Here is an 18,645-nt window from a genome sequence, read left to right as displayed (position 1 = left end):
GATGGATCGTTACGTCGTTTTCGGTAACCCGATCGGCCACAGCAAATCGCCGATGATTCACAATTTGTTCGCCGAGCAGACCGGACAGCAGATCGACTACAGCACCTTGCTGGCGCCGCTGGACGACTTTTCTGGCTGCGCCAAGGCGTTTTTCGTAGACGGTCGCGGTGCCAACGTGACCGTGCCGTTCAAGGAAGACGCCTACCGTCTGGCCAACAGCCTGACTGCTCGCGCAGAGCGCGCCGGCGCGGTGAACACCTTGAGCAAACTGGCCGACGGTTCGCTGCTCGGCGATAACACCGATGGCGCCGGGCTGGTGCGTGACCTGACGGTGAACGCCGGGTTCAGCCTGAGCGGCAAACGCATCCTGCTGCTCGGTGCTGGCGGCGCGGTGCGTGGGGCGCTGGAGCCATTGCTGGCGGGGAAACCGGCGTCGGTGATCGTCGCCAATCGCACGGTCGACAAGGCTGAGTTGCTGGCGGAGTTGTTCTGCGATCTGGGGCCGGTGTCGGCCAGTGGTTTTGACTGGCTGCGCGAGCCGGTGGACGTGATCATCAACGCTACATCGGCGAGCCTGACCGGCGATGTGCCGCCGATTGCGCCGAGCCTGATCGAGCCGGGCAAGACCCTGTGCTACGACATGATGTACGGCAAGGAACCGACGGCGTTCTGCCGCTGGGCCAGCGAGCATGGCGCGGCGGTGTCGATGGATGGTTTGGGGATGTTGGCGGAGCAAGCCGCTGAGGCGTTCTTTTTGTGGCGGGGTGTGCGGCCTGATACGGCGCCAGTGCTGGCCGAACTGCGCCGCCAACTAGCGCAATAATCCTTGTAGGAGTGAGCCTGCTCGCGATAGCGGAGTGTCAGTTGATAAGGTTTTATCTGACACTCCGCTATCGCGAGCAGGCTCACTCCTACAGTTTTATGCGGTGCTATCAGATCAATCCTCAAACCGGATCGGACATTTCTCCGGCCCTTCAAGCTTCCTCAACTCCTCCACCACCTGCGGCCGCGCCCGGCGCAAGGTCAAACTGCGATTCTGGCTCAACAAGCGCCGCGCCTCCTGATGCAGCATCGCCACCCCCGAATAATCGATGAAGTTGATCTGCTGCGCCTCGATCACCACCCGCGCGCCGTGCATGCGCTGCAGGCGCACTTGCAGGTAATGGCTGGCGCCGAAAAAGATCGAGCCGCCGACGCGTAAAACATCGTCCTCACCGTCGCGCCAATGCTGCACACGTGGTTGCGAAGTGCGCTTGAGGTAGAAAAACAGCGACGCCAGCACGCCAGCATAAATCGCCGTCTGCAACTCCAGCAGCAAGGTCGCGAGACACGTCAGCGCCATTACCACGAATTCGGCACGGCTGACTCGCAGCAACGAGCGAATGCCGCGATGATCCACCAGTCCCCAGGCAATCAGCAGAATGCTGCCCGCCATCGCCGGAATTGGAATGTGTGAAATCAGCCCCGCGCCGAAGATCGCAAACAACCCCACCCAGATCGCTGAAAAAATCCCGGCCAGAGGCGAGCAGGCGCCCGCCTCGTAACTCAAACCCGAGCGGGTAAATGATCCGGCCGACAACGATCCGGAAAAGAACGCCCCGACAATGTTCGATAAACCTTGCGCACGCACTTCCTGATTGGCATCGAGTAATTGCTGCGATCGCGCCGAAATCGACCGCGCGATCGACAGGCTGGTGACCAGCCCGAGCATGCCCACCGCCACGGCGCTCGGCAGCAGGCGCAAAATCAAATCCAGATCCAGCGGCAAGCCACTGAACGGCGGCAAGCGTCCAACGAACGCACTGACCAGGTGCACATGGCCGAACATCGCCGGCCACAACCACACCAGCAGACTGGCCAGGATCAACGTTATCAACAGCGTCGGCCAGCGCGGCAGCAGTTGTTTCAGGACGATGCCGACCACCACCGTGGCCAAGCCGAGCACCAGCGAAGGTTTATCCACAGCCCTAAGGTGTTGCAGCAGATCCATCAGACTCGCCAGCGCCGTGGCTTTAGCCGGCAATTCCAGACCCAGCAGATTCGGCAATTGCCCGATAGCAATCACCACTGCCGCGCCAAGGGTGAAACCCAGCACCACCGAATGCGAGACGAAATTCACCAGCGCGCCGAAGCGCAGCAAACCGAGCAGCCACTGGAAAACCCCGGCGAGGAAGGTCAGCAGCAGGATCAGGGTGATGTAGTCCTGCGACGCCGGCACAGCCAAGGGACTGACGCTGGCGTACAGCACAATCGAAATCGCTGCGGTCGGGCCGCAAATCAGATGCCACGATGAACCCCACAGGCAAGCGATCAATACCGGGATGATCGCGGCATACAGACCGTACTCAGGTGGCAGACCGGCGATCAGCGCGTAGGCAATCGACTGGGGTAACGCGAGAATCGCACCGCTGAGGCCGACGATCAGGTCCCGTCCGACGCTGGCGCGGGTTTGCCGCGGTAGCCAGGTCAGGAAAGGGAAGAGAGAGTGGCGGCTGGGAAAGGCCATGGGTCCTCGCGGTTGGGGTTTTATGCAAGGTTATCAGCCCTTACGCCGATCGTTCCCACGCTCTGCGTGGGAATGCAGCCCGGGACGCTCTGCGTCCCATTCAAAGCCGAACGCGGAGCGTCCGTTGCGGCATTCCCACGCGGAGCGTGGGAACGATCTGTGCGCGCTAAATCAGAGCTTGGCTTTGACCGCCGCCAACGCATCCTTCCCGTCAACCGTCTTCACCCCATCCAGCCACTTATCCAGCACCGCCGGGTTCGCCTTGATCCACGCCTTCGCCGCCTCGGCATTAGTGACCTTCTTGTTCACCACCTCAGCCATGATGCTGTTCTCCATCGCCTGAGTGAACGAAAGATTGGTCAGCAATTTACCCACATTCGGACAGGCCTCGGCGTAACCCTTGCGCGTCAGCGTAAACACGCTGCCGGTGTCGCCGAAGTACTTCTCGCCGCCCTTCAGGTAATGCATCTTCAACTGCACGTTCATCGGGTGCGGGGTCCAGCCGAGGAAGGTGACGAATTTCTGTTTCTTCACCGCCCGCGACACTTCGGCGAGCATCGCCTGTTCGCTGGACTCGATCAGCTTCCACTGGCCCATGTCGAAGTCGTTCTTCTTGATGATTTCCTGCAGCGAGATATTCGCTGGCGCACCCGAACCAATGCCGTAGATCTTGCGCTCGAATTTGTCGGCGTATTTGTTCAGGTCGGCGAAGTTATGCACACCCGCGTCCCACACGTAGTCGGGCACGGCGAGGGTGAACTCGGTGCCGTCGAGGTTCTTCGCCAGTTGCGTGACGTCACCGGTGGCGACGAACTTGTCGTAGAAGCCCTGCTGCGCCGGCATCCAGTTGCCGAGAAACACATCCACCTGGCCATCCTTCAAACCGCCAAAGGTGATCGGCACCGCGAGGGTGTCGACCTTGGCCTTGTAGCCCATGCCGTCCAGCAGAAGCCCGGTGATGGCGTTGGTCGCGGCGATGTCGCTCCAGCCCGGGTCGGCCATTTTCACCGTCTCGCAACTTTGCTCGGCGAAGGCCGAAGCGCTGCTCAGCGCGAGCAGGCCGACCGTCACTACTGTGGATAACTTGCGCATGGACTTCCCCTTAACATTATTGGTTTTGGCAGGGTTGTGGATAACGTGCTTTGCGTTCCAGATCGTCGAGATCGATGTGGTTGCGCATGTACTGCTGACTGGCGTCCACCAGCGGCTGGTGATCCCAGCTCTTCAGCTTGCCGATGGTTAACGCCTCGGCAACAAAACGGCGGCGGCGCTGGCTGGCGAGGACCTCCCGGTGAATCGCCGGAATGTCCCACTTGGCCCGCGCTTCAGCGAGAAAATCGTCGAACAGCGGGCGATATTGCGGCGATTGACTGAGTTCTTCTAGTTCGCGCGGGTCGTTGCTTACATCGAAGAGTAGGCAAGGGTCGCTTTCACTGTAGATAAATTTGTAGGCGCCGCGACGGATCATCATCAGCGGGCTGACGGTGCCTTCGGCCATGTATTCGCCGAACGCTTCGTCATGGCCGCCCTGCCCTTGCAGGTGTGAGACCAGCGAACGGCCATCCAATGGCAGGCCCGGTTCCAGCGTTCCGCCGGCCATTTCCACGAAAGTTGGCAGCAGGTCGGCAGTGGATACGGCAGCACTGACACGACCTGAATTGAACTGCCCTGGCGCACTGATTAACAGCGGCACGCGGGCAGCCATTTCGTACCAATGCATTTTGTACCAGAGGCCTTTCTCGCCGAGCATGTCGCCGTGGTCGCCGGAGAACACGATGATGGTGTCATCGATCAGCCCGGTTTCTTCGAGGGTTTGCAGAAGTTTGCCGACGTTGGCGTCGATATAGCTGCACGCACCGAAGTACGCCCGGCGCGCATCACGGATCTTATCCACAGGCAGCGGTTTATCCCACAGGTCGTAAACCTTGAGCAGGCGCTGCGAGTGCGGATCGAGTTCGTGTTGATCCGGGGACGTAGGCAAAGGGATATCGGCATCGTCGTACAAATCCCAGAACGCCTTGGGAATGGTGTACGGGTCGTGTGGGTGCGTCATTGAAACAGTCAGGCAGAACGGCTGATCGCCATCCTCGCGGATGTGATCAAACAAATACTGCTGCGCTTTGAACACCACCTCTTCATCGAAATCGAGCTGGTTGGTGCGCACGCACGGCCCGGCCTGCAATACCGAGGACATGTTGTGATACCAGCTCGGCCGTACGTCCGGCTCATCCCAGTTCACTGCCCAGCCGTAATCGGCCGGGTAGATGTCGCTGGTCAGGCGCTCTTCGTAACCGTGTAACTGATCGGGGCCGCAGAAATGCATCTTGCCCGACAGCGCGGTGCGGTAGCCGAGACGGCGCAAGTAATGGGCGTAAGTAGGCACATCGGCAGGGAAATCGGCGGCGTTGTCATAGGCGCCGATTTTGCTCGGCAACTGGCCGCTGACCAGGGTAAACCGCGACGGCGCGCACAACGGGCTGTTGCAGTAAGCGGCGTCGAACACCACGCTTTGGGCGGCGAGGCGGGAAAGATTCGGCAGTTTGATCGGCGACGGGCCGTAGAACGGCAACATTGGCGCGGCCATCTGATCGGCCATGATGAAAAGAATATTCTTGCGCTTCATGTGATCGCGGCATTCCATAGTGAATATTTATGCGACATTGCTGCGACCGAGCATGGAGTCCATGCTGTATCGGGTAAAGCCCGCGCCGGGCAATGACTAGGATAAGCAAAGCTTATGTATGAAGCCTTGGGTGATCTGTCCCTCGACCTGTTGCGCGCATTCGAAGCGGCGGCGCGACATCGCAGTTTTACCGCCGCTTCGGTAGAGCTGGGCACTACGCAACCGGCGATCAGCCAGCAGATCAAACGCCTGGAAGAGCAACTCGGCACGCGCTTGTTTGATCGCATTTACCGCGGGATCGAATTGACCGAAGTCGGCGCCATCCTGTTCGAGCAGGTTTCCCTCGGTTTGCAGAATATCGACGCTGGATTGAGCGCAATCAGTGCACAGCAGCAACATGAAGTGCTGCAGGTCGCCACCGATTTCGCTTTCGCTGCGTATTGGCTGATGCCGCGCCTGCACCGCTTCCATGAAGCCAATCCGCATGTCGATGTCAGCTTGGTGACCAGCGAACGCAACCACAACATGCTGCGCACCGATATCGACGTGGCAATCCTGTTCGGCGACGGGCGTTTTAAGCAGGGCGAAAGTCATTGGCTGTTCAGCGAAGAAGTGTTCCCGGTGTGCAGCCCGCAATTGCTCAAGGAGCGCGCCCTGCCCTTGCCCGCTCAGGCGCTGCTGGAGTTGCCGTTGTTGCATCTGCGTGGCGAAAACAGCAGCAACTGGTTTGACTGGAGCGGCTTGTTTCGCGAGTTAGGCATCAACACGCCGCCGGCACCGGGGCAATTGCGCTTCGACAATTACACGCTATTGATCCAGGCGGCGATTGGCGGGCAAGGCGTGGCGATTGGCTGGCGACACCTTGTGGATAACTTGCTGACTCAGGGTTTGTTGTGTCGACCGATTGCTGAAACGACGCTGTCGCGGTTGGGTTATTACGTGGTGTTGCCGCAGCGCAAACGACGTGGGGTGTTGATTCAGCAATTTGTCGATTGGTTGATGGTGGAGCAGGCGAACAGCGCCGAATCGTTGGCCGGGTTGGCGTTGCCTTCGATTGCGGTTTGAGGGGCAAAAGATCGCAGCCTGCGGCAGCTCCTACGAGGGATCTGTGGCGGCGATGAAATTTACGTGTTCGCCCACATGCAGATTCAGCCGCAGCTCATCGGCAATGCCGACCGCCACGCGATTCAGGCGTTCCAGCGGTTCGGCCAGGCCCGGTTCCAGGTTGCCGCCGACCTGACTGAAATGCTCGATGGTCAGTCCGGCCACGCCGTGCGGGGCATTCACCAGCGTCCAGCGCAGCGGGCTGCTTTGCACGGCTTCGCGGATTTCCTCGGCAGCGTGACGTTGCAGGCGATCATCCAGATCCGGCTCGTCGAGTACGGCAAAATCGCCCACCAGAAACAGTCGCGAGACGTTGGCCAGTTGCAGGCCATCGACCAGCGCATCGACAGCCAGCACCTGTTCCACCGGCCCCAGCACCACAGATCTTTCCACGTGATCACTGCTGAACGGCAAACCCGGCGCATCCAGCAGGCAAATCACCGCCGAACTCCCCGCTACGCTTTGATTGACCCGCTCGACATCGAACAGATCGCCGCTTTTGGTACGCAAACCCGGACGCGGCGCAAGTGCGGTCAGATCGTCGAGAATGGCGATGACTTCATGCTGGCGGCGCAGCAATTCAGCCATCAACGCACCGCCCAGGCTGGCCATGGCACCATAGAGCACCACTTTCACCGTCGGGGTTTCGGCATTTTTCATGGCTGATCCCTTTTGTTATCCCTTGTATGGCGTGTGACATACGGGCAACGCCGAGGGTTCGAACCGATTGAGGCTTTCCAATGCAAGTGATCAAGGGCTACCACGCCCACGTCTATTTCGACGCCGTCACCATCAGTCAGGCGCGCGCGTTATGTGAGCAAGCTGCGCAGTTATTCCCGTTGAAGATGGGCCGCGTCCACGAACGCCCGGTCGGCCCGCACCCGGACTGGAGCTGCCAATTGGCCTTCGGCCCCGAGCTGATTGGCGAGGTGCTGCCGTGGCTGGCGCTGAACCGCAAAGGTCTGGTGGTGTTCCTGCACCCGGACACCGGCGATGACTTGCTCGACCATACCGAGCACGCGATCTGGATGGGCGCGATGCGGCCGCTGGACCTGTCTATTTTTTAATCACAGCGTTTCTTCGGCTTCGCCCGGCAGATGCTCATCCAGGTGCAGCCAAGGTAATTGGCTGTCGGTCCAGATGTGTCGTTCAGCCGGCGCCCGCTCCGGGCGATCAAGGGTGGCGATGGTCACGTCGATGCTCTCGGGGCTGAGCATTGTCAGCAACGCCAGTTGCGCGCCGCAGTTCGGGCAGAAGAATCGCGCGCAGCTGCTGGACGAGTCATAGCGCGAAGGCGCCCCCGCCAGCCATTGGAAATTCGCTGCCGCCACGCTGATCCACGTCGTGACGATTCCGCCGCTGACCTTGCGGCAGATCGAACAATGGCAGTGGGCGATGTCCTGCAACGCCCCGCTGAACTGATAACGAATGTGTCCGCAATGACAGCCGCCGCTGTGCAATTGGCTCATGGCCACAGCCCTCCTTCCCGGGTTTATTGACTCTAGCCGTATCCGACGGCCGGTTGACCGTTCATTCAAAGCTTTCTTCAGCGAAAGGTAGCTGAAAGCTTCCGCGATTAGGATCGCCTCCACTTCCGGCAACAGACCGGTTGGCCAACGCGTGTGATGCCTCGCACGAACGGCCCAATTAACAACAACAATGGTGATTCTGATGTCCTCTGTAGCCCGCCTCCCCGCTTCAACTCCGCCCGTACGCCTCGTGCTTCGCGTTCTGCGCTGATCCCGCCCGATCCGCTCACTCAACTAGCCGCGCTACGCCTGGAGTATTCCCATGCTGACTTTCCTTGGCTTCGCCATGGTCATCACGTTCATGTTTTTGATCATGACCAAGCGCCTGTCCGCGCTGATCGCTCTGATCATCATCCCGATTCTGTTCGCGCTGTTCGGTGGTTTCGCACCGAAGATCGGCCCGATGATGCTCGAAGGCATCACCAAGCTCGCGCCGACCGGCGTGATGCTGATGTTCGCCATTCTCTATTTCGCCCTGATGATCGACTCCGGCCTGTTCGACCCGGCCGTGCGCAAGATCCTCAAACTGGTCAAGGGCGACCCTTTGAAAGTTTCGGTCGGTACCGCCGTACTGGCGCTCGTCGTCTCCCTCGATGGTGACGGCGCGACCACTTATATGATCTGCGTGGCCGCGATGCTGCCGCTGTACAGCCGCATCGGCATGAGCCCGCGAATCATGGCCGGCCTGATCATTCTCGCCGGTGGCGTGATGAACATGACCCCGTGGGGCGGCCCGACCGCACGTGCGGCGAGTGCGCTGCATGTCGATCCTTCGGACATTTTCGTACCGATGATTCCAGCGATGGCCGCCGGTGTGGTGGCGATCCTGATCATTGCCTACTTCTACGGCAAACGTGAACGTGCACGCCTGGGTGAATTGCACCTGATCGGCGACGAGATCGATCACAGCGAAATCAGCGTGTCGCAATTCCCGGATGCCCGCCGTCCGAAACTGATCTGGTTCAACGGCCTGCTGACCCTGGCGCTGATGTGCACGCTGATCGCCGGCCTGCTGCCGCTGCCGGTGCTGTTCATGGTCGCGTTCAGTATCGCGATGATCGTCAACTACCCGTGCCTGCAAATGCAGAAGGATCGGGTCGCAGCCCACGCCGGCAGCGTGCTGTCGGTGGTCAGTCTGATTTTCGCCGCAGGTATCTTCACCGGTATCCTGTCCGGAACCGGCATGGTCGACGCCATGTCGAAAAGCCTGTTGGCAGTGATTCCGGACTTCCTCGGCCCGTACCTGGCGGTGATCACGGCGCTGGTGAGCATGCCGTTCACATTCTTCATGTCGAACGACGCGTTTTACTACGGTGTGTTGCCGGTATTGTCCGAAGCGGCCAGCCATTACGGCATCACCGCAGTGGAAATGGCGCGTGCCTCGATCGTCGGTCAGCCCGTCCACTTGCTCAGCCCGCTGGTGCCGTCGACGTACCTGCTGGTGGCGCTGGCCGGTATCGAGTTCGGTGACCATCAACGTTTCACCCTGAAGTGGGCAGTACTGGTCTGCCTGTGCATACTGGTGGCTGCATTGCTGTTGGGGACTTTCCCGCTGTTCAGCACTTTGTAACGGCATCAACTCACCAACACGCCAGCTGCTTGCTGGCGTCTTGGTTTAACACACGCTCAAAGGAATACACATGGAATGGCTGACCAACCCCGAAATCTGGGTTGCCTTCTTCACCCTGACCGCCCTGGAAATCGTCCTCGGCATCGATAACATCATCATGATTTCGATCCTGGTCAGCCGCATGCCCAAACACATGCAGCAGCGCACCCGGATCTTCGGTCTTGGCCTGGCCATGATCACCCGTATCCTGTTGCTGCTGTCGATCACTTGGGTCATGCGCCTCACCGCCGACCTGTTCGAAGTGTTCGGCCAAGGCATTTCCGGCCGCGACCTGATCCTGTTCTTCGGTGGTCTGTTCCTGCTGTGGAAGAGCTCGCAAGAGATGTACCACGCGCTGGAAGGTGAAGACGAAAGCGACGACACCCCCGGCGGCAAGGGCGGCAACTTCCTCTACACGATCATCCAGATCGCGATCATCGACATCGTCTTCTCGCTGGATTCGGTGATCACCGCTGTCGGCATGGTTTCCCACGTGCCAGTGATGGTCGCGGCGATCGTTGTGGCAGTGCTGGTGATGATGCTGGCGTCGGGCAAGATCAGCGAGTTCATCGACAAGCACCCGTCGCTGAAAATGCTCGCGCTGTCGTTCCTGCTGGTGGTCGGTACCGTGCTGATTGCCGAGTCGTTCGATGTGCATGTGCCGAAAGGCTACGTCTACTTCGCCATGGGCTTCTCGCTGGCGGTTGAGGCGATCAACATCAAGCTGCGCGGCGCAATGGCCAAGAAGAAACAGCAACAAGACCCGGTGAAACTGCGCAAGGACGTACCGGGCCAGTAAAACGCAACACCCTACACCCCTGTGGGAGCGAGCCTGCTCGCGAAGACGGAGTGTCAGCCGACAGCAATGTTGGCTGACCCACCGCTTTCGCGAGCAGGCTCGCTCCCACATTTGTTTAGGGCAACATCCAGACTTTTTTGTACCCGCAAAAACCTGTGGCGAGGGGATTTATCCCCGATGGACTGCGCAGCAGTCCCCTGATTTTGGGTTAAACAACGGGGGCCGCTGCGCGACCCATCGGGGATAAATCCCCTCGCCACAGGATCATTGGCGGATTCGAAATCTGAGAGGTGCATGAAGCGCTTTTCATGACACTTTTGTTTCAATCCACACTTTAGCTGTGCAATGCTGGCGCCCAGTCCGTTAGCCAACTACAGCTTAAGTATCAAAAACGTAGAAACCGCGCGGTACCGTCAACTTGCTCCTCTGGGGCGCTGCTAATACAGGGGGTTTGCATGCTCACCCTGCTCAATCTGCTTTCTGCCGTGGCCTTGTTGATCTGGGGCACGCACATCGTTCGAACCGGCATCTTGCGGGTGTACGGCACCAATCTGCGCCATGTGATTGGCCAGAACATGTCCAAGCGCTGGCTCGCGTTCGTGGCTGGCATCGTCGTCACCGCGATGGTGCAAAGCAGCAACGCTACAGCCATGCTCGTCACTTCCTTCGTCGGCCAGGGGCTGATGGCGCTGACCCCGGCGCTGGCGACCATGCTCGGCGCTGACGTCGGTACCGCGCTGATGGCGCGGGTGCTGACGTTTGACTTGTCGTGGCTGTCGCCGCTGCTGATTTTTCTCGGGGTGATTTTCTTTCTGTCGCGCAAACAGACGCGGCTCGGGCAGATGGGCCGCGTGGCCATCGGATTGGGGCTGATCATTCTCGCGCTGCAATTGATTGTCGAGGCCGCCGCGCCGATCACCCACGCCCAAGGGGTGAAGGTGATTTTCGCCTCGCTGACCGGCGACATCCTCCTCGACGCCTTGGTCGGCGCGCTATTCGCGATGATTTCCTACTCCAGCCTCGCCGCCGTGCTGCTCACCGCGACCCTCGCCGGCGCCAGTGTGATCAGTTTGCCGGTAGCGATCGGTCTGGTGATCGGCGCCAATATCGGCAGCGGCATTCTTGCGTTCATGAGCACCAGCATGCAGAACGCCGCCGGCCGGCAAGTGGCGCTGGGCAGTCTGTTGTACAAACTGATCGGCCTGCTGCTGATCATCCCGGTGCTCGACCCGCTGGTGCACTGGATCGACAGCCTCGATTTCAGCCCGCAGGAAATGGTCATCGGCTTCCACCTGCTCTACAACACTGCGCGTTGCCTGATTCTGCTGCCAAGCGTCGGGCCTATGGCGCGCTTGTGTGCGTGGCTGCTGCCGGAGCGCCCGGAGGTCAACGGCACCGCCAAACCACGGCATCTGGACGCTACTGCGCTGGTCACGCCGAGTCTGGCGCTGGCCAACGCCGCGCGGGAAACCCTGCGCATGGGCGATCTGCTCGACAACATGCTCGACGCCACGCTCGATGTGTTGCGCGGCAAGCAGACCGCTGTCACCCAGGAAATGCGCCGGCTCACCGACGACGTCGAAGCGCTGTACAGCGCGATCAAGCTGTACCTGGCGCAGATGCCCCGCGAGGATCTTGGCGAGCAGGACAGTCGGCGCTGGGCCGAGATCATCGAACTGGCGATCAACCTGAAACTGGCCGCCGACCTGATCGAACGCATGCTGCGCAAGATTCAGCAGCAGAAGACTTCGCAGCGCCGCTCGTTTTCCGAGGAAGGTCTGGAAGACCTGGCTGGTTTGCAGCAGCAACTGATTGCCAATTTGCGCTTGGGCTTGTCGGTGTTTCTCAGCGGCGACCGCGAAAGTGCCCGGCAATTGCTGCGCGAGAAACGCCGTTTTCGCGCGCAGGAGCGTCGTTTGGCCCATGCGCATGTCAGCCGTTTGCAACGCAAGATCGTGCAGAGTATTGAAACCAGTTCGCTGCACCTGGAGTTGATTGCCGACATGAAACGGTTGAATTCACTGTTCTGCGGCAGTGCCTATGTGGTGCTGGAGACGGCGGACACCGGGGCGCTGGAGTCGGATGATATTGCCGACATCACGCATTCGCCTTGAACGTCTGTGGTCAGTGTTAGTCAGTTACATTGATTCAGCCTTCAGGTCGCTATCGCGAGCAGGCTCACTCCTACAGGGGAACGCATTCCAAATGTAGGAGTGAGCCTGCTCGCGATGGGGCCCTGACTGACGACACGGATCTCCAAATCAGCCGTATGGAAGCCTGTTATGCGTTGCCTGTTGTTCGCCTGTCTGTTGCTCGGTTCCTTGCCCGCCTTTGCCCTGGATCGTTTTCAGGTCGAAGGCTATGCGCTGCCCAACGGTTTGCAGTTGTTGCTCAAGCCCGGCACCGAGCGCGGGCATGTGGCGATCCGACTGGTGGTTGGCGTCGGCCTCGACGATTTCGACTGCAATGACAAAGAGCTGCCGCACCTGCTCGAACATCTGCTGTTCAGCGGCATCGACGCCACTGGCGAAGGTGGCCTGGAGGAACGCATGCAGGCGCTGGGTGGCGACTGGAATGCCTTTACCAGCAACGCCGACACCACGTTCGTCATCGAAGCCCCGGCGAAAAATCAGCGCAAGGTGCTCGACCTGCTGCTCGACCTGCTCACGCAAACGCGCATCGACGACAACGCCATCAATGCGGCCAAACGCGTGGTCGAGCGCGAGGACGGCGGCCATTACACGCGTCTGCAACGCTTTCTCGACCGTCAGGATCTCGGCCACACCGCAAGCAATCAGCTCGCCGTCGAACTGGGCCTGAAATGCCCGCAGCGCGCCGAGGTCGGCCACCTGACTCAAGAGCAACTGGAGAAGGTGCGCAAGGCCTGGTACGCGCCGAACAACATGACGCTGATCGTCGTCGGTGAACTCGACAAATTGCTGCCGGCTTATCTGGAACGCACCTGGGGCGCCCTCGAAGCGGTGGATCCGAGTGAACATCGGCCGCTGCCGGACATTCGCACCAGCGCTGCGCATGAGCGCACCCTCACCCGTGGTTTTATCGGCGACAGCGCCAAGTTGCACTGGCTGGTGCCGGAACCGGTGCTGGACGATCAGTACGACGAGACCTTCGACATCCTCAAGGATTACCTCGACTGGGCACTATATCGGCAGATCCGCCTCAATCACGGCTTGTCGTACGGGCCGTGGGCCGAGCGCGAAGTGTTTGGTGGCGTCGGCTTCATGAGCCTGAATGCCGATCTGGATCGCGATGACGTCGACGAAGCCATCCAGGTACTCGAAGACCTCAAGGCTGATCTGCTGAAAAACGGCCTCGATGCCGACACCTTCGCGCGGATCAAACAGGCGGCGATCGCCCATCAGGCGTGGGCGGTGCAGGGCAACAGCGCGATGGCCGATTATTACTGGAGTGCGCTGGGCGATTACGAAGATGGCCGCTTTGCCAACCCCGCGCGCGAACTGCAAGGGGTGACGCTGGCGGCGGCGAACAAGGCCATGCGTGAGTTGCTGCTGCAACCGGGGTATTTGCGGATCGAGAAGCCGTTGATCAGTGATGATCAGGTGTTGTGGCTGAGTGCGGGCGGGTTGGGTCTGGTGTTGCTGATCCTGATCGGCTGGCGTTTGCATCGTAAGCGGGGTTGAAGATCAAAAGATCGCAGCCTGCGGCAGCTCCTACAGGGGATTGCGTTCCAAATGTAGGAGCTGCCGCAGGCTGCGATCTTTTGAGGCCCTGAAATACACCGAATAAGTGACCGGCAGCCTCGCCACAGCGCCCGGCGGGCGCTACTCTGTCGAGGTTTTTTCCTACAGCGTTGTGAACCGCCCAAATGCCGAAAATACAGCTCCTGATCCAGCGCATTCTCGAACTGATGAAGCGCTATCCCGGGGTCATTGCGCTCGGCGGTTTCATCTCCGGGGTCGGCAGTTTCATCATGGTCGATCGTCAGCAGGGACTGGCGAGCTGGATCACCGTGATCATGCTGCTCAGCTGGATCTGGCTGATGCTGGAAAACACCCTCACCGGCCTCTTCACCCGTGTGTTCAAACGCGAGATTCCCCAGCCGCTGCTGCGTTACGCGACGCAGATGATCCATCAGGAAAGCCTGTTTTTCGTTCTGCCGTTCTTCTTCATCACCACGACGTGGAACAGCGGCCAGTTGTTCTTCACCGGCCTGCTCAGCGTCGCGGCGCTGATCTCGATCGTCGATCCGCTCTATTACAAATGGCTGGCACCACGGCGCTGGGCATTTCTCGCGCTACACACCCTGACCCTGTTCGCCGCCCTGCTTACCGCGTTGCCGGTGATCATGCACCTGACCACTTCGCAGAGCTTCAAATGGGCGCTGGGGATTGCCGTGCTGTTGTCGTTCCCGAGCCTGGCGTCGATCTTCCCGATCCGCACGCTGCGTAATGCGCTGGCGATCCTGTGCATCACCGTCGGTATCGGCGCTGTCGGCTGGACCCTGCGTTCATGGGTGCCGCCGGCGACGTTGTGGATGACCGACGTGGCGATCAGCACGCAAATGCAGGATCGCACCCCCGGCGCGAGCCTCGACACGGTCAGCGCCGAGCAGATTCGTGGCGATGGCCTGTACGCCTACACCGCGATCAACGCGCCGCGCGGGCTCGATGAGCGGATTTACCACGTCTGGCAGTTCAACGGCAAAGAGGTCGACCGCATCCCTCTCGACATCCACGGCGGGCGCAAGGAAGGCTACCGGGCGTGGACGCACAAGCAGAATTTCCCCGGCAACCCGGCGGGTAAATGGCAAGTGCGGGTGCTGACCGAAGATGGCCAGGTGATCGGCGTGCTGCGCTTCGAAATCACGGACAGCACAGCGATCAAAGAAAAGTAATCCGGTTCGTGCTATTACGTATGCCAGCGTATTTAGCCGAAAAGCACGGAGCTTATGACCAGCAGTTCGATCAGCGGCAACGCCCAACTGGACACGTCGATCAGCCCTGCCCGCCTGCGCGTGACCGGGGACTGGACGCTTGCCCATTACGCCGAGCTCAAGACCCTCAGCGAAAAGCTCCACGGCCAGTACGACGGCAACACTCCGATCGACCTCAACAGCCTCGGCGCCCTCGACACCGCTGGCGCTTCGTTGCTGGTCGAGCTGCTCGGTTCCGAGCGCCTCGGTAAATCTGCCGAGCATCCTGATTGCACGATTTCCACCGCCGACCGCGCGCTGCTGCAAACGGTGTATCGCTCGATGACCGATTTCTGTGTGCCGATCAAGGAGCCGGAAATCAGCGTCAGCGTGCAGTTGCTGACGCGCATCGGCCGCGCCGTCGACACGGTCTGGCAAGACACCCTGCAACTGCTCGGCTTCGTCGGCCTGATCCTCGAAACCATCGCTCGCAGTTTGTTCCGGCCCAAGCGCTGGCGCATCACGCCAATGATTGCGCACATCGAACAGACCGGCCTCGACGCCGCGCCGATCGTGGCCTTGCTGACTTTCCTGGTCGGCGCGGTGGTAGCGTTCCTCGGCGCGACGGTGCTGGCCAGTTTTGGCGCGACGATTTTTACCGTCGATCTGGTCGGTTTCTCGTTTTTGCGTGAATTCGGCGTGCTGCTCACGGCGATCCTGATGGCGGGCCGCACTGCCAGTGCCTTCACCGCACAGATCGGCTCGATGAAGGCCAACGAAGAAATCGACGCGATCCGCACCCTCGGCCTCGACCCGATGGAGCTGCTGGTGGTGCCGCGCGTGCTGGCGATGCTGGTGGCGCTGCCGATGCTGACGTTTCTGGCGATGCTTTGCGGGATCATCGGTGGCGGCGTGGTCTGCGCGGTGTCGCTGGATATCTCGCCGGCGATGTTCCTGACGCTGTTGCAGTCGGACATCGGCGTGCAGCACTTTCTGGTCGGCTTGGTCAAAGCGCCGATCTTCGCCTTCATCATTGCCGCGATTGGCTGCCTGGAAGGCTTCAAGGTCAGCGGCAGTGCCGAATCGGTCGGCGCCCACACGACGTCCGCCGTGGTGCAGTCGATTTTCGTGGTGATCGTGCTCGACGCGGTGGCCGCACTGTTCTTCATGGAGATGGGCTGGTGAGTCGTCTACCCCGCGCGCCCTCGGAGGCGGTGATCGAAGTCCGTGGCCTGTGCAATCGCTTCGGCAGCCAGAGCGTGCACGAGAACCTCGATCTGGATTTGTACAAAGGCGAAATCCTCGCGGTGGTCGGCGGCTCCGGCAGCGGCAAATCGGTGCTGCTGCGCAGCATTGTCGGCTTGCGCCGGCCCAGCGAAGGCATCGTAAAAGTGTTCGGCAAGAACCTGCCGAGCCTGTCCGAGCACGAACGCTCGCTGGTCGAACGACGTTTCGGCGTGCTGTTCCAGAAAGGCGCGCTGTTCTCCTCGCTGACGGTGACCGAGAACGTCGCCCTGCCCCTCATCGAACACGCTGGACTGAGCCGCAACGATGCCGAGCATCTGGCCGCAGTCAAATTGGCGCTGGCCGGGCTGCCGCTGTCGGCGGCGGACAAATACCCGGCGTCGCTGTCCGGCGGCATGATCAAGCGCGCCGCGCTGGCGCGGGCGTTGGCGCTGGATCCGGATATCCTGTTTCTCGACGAACCCACCGCCGGCCTCGATCCGATTGGCGCGGCACAGTTCGATCAATTGATCCTGACCCTGCGCGATGCGCTCGGCCTCAGCGTGTTTCTGGTGACCCACGACCTCGACACGCTCTACACGATCACCGACCGCGTGGCGGTGCTGGCGCAGAAGAAGGTGCTGGTCGCAGGACCTATCGACGTCGTTTCGGAAACCGATGACGCGTGGATTCACGAATACTTCCACGGCCCGCGCGGCCGCTCGGCGCTGGACGCCGCCAAATTGCTTAACGAGGTCTGACATGGAAACCCGAGCGCATCATGTGTTGATCGGCCTGTTCACCGTGATTGTGGTGGCAGGCGCCCTGCTCTTCGGTCTGTTCCTGGCCAAGTCCAGCGTCGACACCGAGTTCAAGGATTACGAGATTGTCTTCAGCGAGGCGGTCAGCGGGCTGTCCAAGGGCAGCCCGGTGCAGTACAGCGGGATCAAGGTCGGCGATGTGATCAATTTGCGCCTTGATCCGAAAGACCCACGGCGGGTGCTGGCGCGGATTCGTCTGGCCGGTGACACGCCGGTCAAGGAAGACACCCAGGCCAAACTGGCGCTGGCCGGGATCACTGGTACGTCGATCATCCAGCTCAGCGGCGGTACCCCCGAGAGCCCGAAACTGACCGGCCATGACGGCAAACTGCCGCTGATTGTCGCCTCGCCCTCGCCTATTTCGCGCCTGCTCAATGACTCCAACGATTTGATGAGCGGGATCACCGCGCTGCTGCAGAACGCCAACCAGATGTTCTCCTCCGAGAACGTCGAGCGCGTCAGCAAGACCCTCGCCCATCTGGAGCAAACCACCGGCACCATCAACGATCAGCGCGGCGACATCAAACAGGCCATGCAACAACTGGCGACTGTCGGCAAACAGGCCGGCAGCATGCTCGAACAGACTTCGCTGCTGATGCGCAACGCCAACGGTCTGATCAACGACCAAGGCAAGCAAGCACTGGGCAGCGCCGAGCAGGCGATGAAGTCGCTGGAGCAAAGCACCACGACGATCAGCACCTTGCTCAGCAAAAATGAAAACTCCCTCGACAACGGCATGCAGGGCCTCAATGGCCTGGCCCCGGCGATCCGCGAATTGCGTGAGACGCTGACTTCGCTGCGGGCCATCTCGCAACGCCTTGAGGCCAACCCCAGCGGCTACCTGCTGGGCCGTGACAAGAACAAGGAATTCACGCCATGAAGCTGACTCGCCTCGCCCTTCTCGCTGCTGGCATTTCGCTGATCAGCGCGTGTTCGATTCTGCCCAAGGCCGAGCCGTCGGATGTCTATCGCCTGCCGACGGCACAGGCGCCCGCCTCGGCCAGTTCGGCGGCAACGCAGCATTGGTCGTTGCGACTTAACAAGTTGCAGGCCAGTGAAGCATTGAACCGGCCGACGATTGCGGTGATTCCTCAGGGGGATGTGATCAGCAGCTACAAAGGCTCGCGCTGGAGCGATCCGGCACCGGTGCTGGTGCGCAATCGCTTGTTGGATGGATTTCAGCGGGATGGTCGGGTGACGTTGCTCAGTACCGATGACAGCAACTTTGCTGCGGATCTGGAATTGGGCGGGAGTTTGCAGGCGTTTCAGACTGAATATCAGGGCACGCAGGCCAGCGTCGTGGTGCGGGTCGATGCGTTGCTGGTGCGCGGTTATGACCAGCGGATTCTGGCCAGCCGGCGCTTTGAAGAACGCCAGCCGCTGAGTGATGTGCAGGTGCCGGCGGTGGTCGCAGGCTTTGGCCAGGCCAGTGATCGCCTGACCGCGAAAGTCGTCGCGTGGGCCGTCGACCAAGGCCAGAAACTCGCTCCCCCAAAACCCTAAGCCCAACACAAAACCCCTGTAGGAGTGAGCCTG

Annotated in this window: 17 protein-coding genes; 12 read left to right on the top strand and 5 right to left on the bottom strand. The window is 60.5% G+C overall.

Translation table 11 applies throughout. The features are described from left to right. Window position 1 precedes the first annotated feature (1 nt). Window positions 2-823 carry a shikimate dehydrogenase gene (gene aroE, locus ACIPZE_RS23455; protein ID WP_400775590.1) on the top strand — a complete coding sequence of 274 codons (822 nt, stop codon included), beginning with the start codon at window positions 2-4 and terminating at the stop codon, window positions 821-823. Window positions 824-937: 114 nt separating this feature from the next. Here the strand turns inward: aroE and ACIPZE_RS23450 are convergent, their stop codons facing one another. The 3 genes from ACIPZE_RS23450 to betC all read right to left on the bottom strand — a co-directional run bounded on the left by ACIPZE_RS23450 (window position 938) and on the right by betC (window position 5,129). Further along, entirely contained in the window at window positions 938-2,506 is a 1,569-nt protein-coding gene (locus tag ACIPZE_RS23450) for a SulP family inorganic anion transporter (RefSeq protein ID WP_400775588.1), read from the bottom strand. Window positions 2,507-2,677: 171 nt separating this feature from the next. Beyond that, a complete protein-coding gene (choX, locus tag ACIPZE_RS23445) occupies window positions 2,678-3,598 on the bottom strand; it encodes a choline ABC transporter substrate-binding protein (RefSeq protein ID WP_283438214.1) in 921 nt (306 codons plus the stop codon). A 16-nt stretch (window positions 3,599-3,614) separates the two neighbouring features. Continuing rightward, the gene (gene betC / locus ACIPZE_RS23440) at window positions 3,615-5,129 is read right to left on the bottom strand and encodes a choline-sulfatase (RefSeq protein WP_400775585.1); all 1,515 of its coding nucleotides are present in this window, start codon (window positions 5,127-5,129) and stop codon (window positions 3,615-3,617) included. A gap of 114 nt (window positions 5,130-5,243) precedes the next feature. Here betC and ACIPZE_RS23435 point away from each other — a divergent pair, with 114 nt between their 5' ends. Next, window positions 5,244-6,194, top strand: coding sequence for a choline sulfate utilization transcriptional regulator (locus ACIPZE_RS23435; protein ID WP_400775584.1), 951 nt, complete (start codon window positions 5,244-5,246; stop codon window positions 6,192-6,194). Between the two features lie 30 nt (window positions 6,195-6,224). Here ACIPZE_RS23435 and ACIPZE_RS23430 read toward each other — a convergent pair whose 3' ends face one another. Beyond that, entirely contained in the window at window positions 6,225-6,893 is a 669-nt protein-coding gene (locus ACIPZE_RS23430; RefSeq protein WP_129387008.1) for an NAD(P)-dependent oxidoreductase, read from the bottom strand. Between the two features lie 80 nt (window positions 6,894-6,973). On the opposite strand from ACIPZE_RS23430, the gene ACIPZE_RS23425 reads away from it, so the two are divergent. Next, on the top strand, window positions 6,974-7,300 hold the full coding sequence (locus tag ACIPZE_RS23425; RefSeq protein WP_283438210.1) for a DOPA 4,5-dioxygenase family protein: 327 nt from the start codon (window positions 6,974-6,976) through the stop codon (window positions 7,298-7,300). Here the strand turns inward: ACIPZE_RS23425 and ACIPZE_RS23420 are convergent, their stop codons facing one another. After that, on the bottom strand, window positions 7,301-7,702 hold the full coding sequence (locus tag ACIPZE_RS23420; RefSeq protein WP_283438209.1) for a GFA family protein: 402 nt from the start codon (window positions 7,700-7,702) through the stop codon (window positions 7,301-7,303). A 322-nt stretch (window positions 7,703-8,024) separates the two neighbouring features. Here ACIPZE_RS23420 and ACIPZE_RS23415 point away from each other — a divergent pair, with 322 nt between their 5' ends. The 9 genes from ACIPZE_RS23415 to ACIPZE_RS23375 all read left to right on the top strand — a co-directional run bounded on the left by ACIPZE_RS23415 (window position 8,025) and on the right by ACIPZE_RS23375 (window position 18,612). Further along, a complete protein-coding gene (locus ACIPZE_RS23415; protein WP_007954069.1) occupies window positions 8,025-9,332 on the top strand; it encodes a CitMHS family transporter in 1,308 nt (435 codons plus the stop codon). Between the two features lie 70 nt (window positions 9,333-9,402). Next, the gene (locus tag ACIPZE_RS23410; RefSeq protein ID WP_283438208.1) at window positions 9,403-10,170 is read left to right on the top strand and encodes a TerC family protein; all 768 of its coding nucleotides are present in this window, start codon (window positions 9,403-9,405) and stop codon (window positions 10,168-10,170) included. Window positions 10,171-10,625: 455 nt separating this feature from the next. Then, on the top strand, window positions 10,626-12,284 hold the full coding sequence (locus ACIPZE_RS23405) for a Na/Pi cotransporter family protein (protein WP_283438207.1): 1,659 nt from the start codon (window positions 10,626-10,628) through the stop codon (window positions 12,282-12,284). Window positions 12,285-12,452: 168 nt separating this feature from the next. Next, window positions 12,453-13,832, top strand: coding sequence for a M16 family metallopeptidase (locus ACIPZE_RS23400; protein WP_400775579.1), 1,380 nt, complete (start codon window positions 12,453-12,455; stop codon window positions 13,830-13,832). 185 nt (window positions 13,833-14,017) lie between these two features. Next, on the top strand, window positions 14,018-15,046 hold the full coding sequence (locus ACIPZE_RS23395) for a DUF5924 family protein (protein WP_400775576.1): 1,029 nt from the start codon (window positions 14,018-14,020) through the stop codon (window positions 15,044-15,046). A 54-nt stretch (window positions 15,047-15,100) separates the two neighbouring features. Further along, the gene (locus ACIPZE_RS23390; protein WP_400775573.1) at window positions 15,101-16,249 is read left to right on the top strand and encodes an MlaE family lipid ABC transporter permease subunit; all 1,149 of its coding nucleotides are present in this window, start codon (window positions 15,101-15,103) and stop codon (window positions 16,247-16,249) included. After that, window positions 16,246-17,049 carry an ABC transporter ATP-binding protein gene (locus tag ACIPZE_RS23385; protein WP_116254167.1) on the top strand — a complete coding sequence of 268 codons (804 nt, stop codon included), beginning with the start codon at window positions 16,246-16,248 and terminating at the stop codon, window positions 17,047-17,049. The genes ACIPZE_RS23390 and ACIPZE_RS23385 overlap by 4 nt, the downstream gene beginning before the upstream one ends. A 1-nt stretch (window position 17,050) precedes the next feature. Next, on the top strand, window positions 17,051-17,989 hold the full coding sequence (locus ACIPZE_RS23380; protein ID WP_283438203.1) for an MlaD family protein: 939 nt from the start codon (window positions 17,051-17,053) through the stop codon (window positions 17,987-17,989). Beyond that, the gene (locus tag ACIPZE_RS23375) at window positions 17,986-18,612 is read left to right on the top strand and encodes an ABC-type transport auxiliary lipoprotein family protein (RefSeq protein ID WP_283438202.1); all 627 of its coding nucleotides are present in this window, start codon (window positions 17,986-17,988) and stop codon (window positions 18,610-18,612) included. The genes ACIPZE_RS23380 and ACIPZE_RS23375 overlap by 4 nt, the downstream gene beginning before the upstream one ends. Window positions 18,613-18,645 lie beyond the last annotated feature (33 nt).

It is taken from the genome of Pseudomonas sp. NPDC089741 (assembly GCF_044748825.1).
Taxonomy (GTDB): Bacteria; Pseudomonadota; Gammaproteobacteria; order Pseudomonadales; family Pseudomonadaceae; genus Aquipseudomonas; species Aquipseudomonas helmanticensis.
This window is presented reverse-complemented; position numbering and strand designations above follow the sequence as displayed.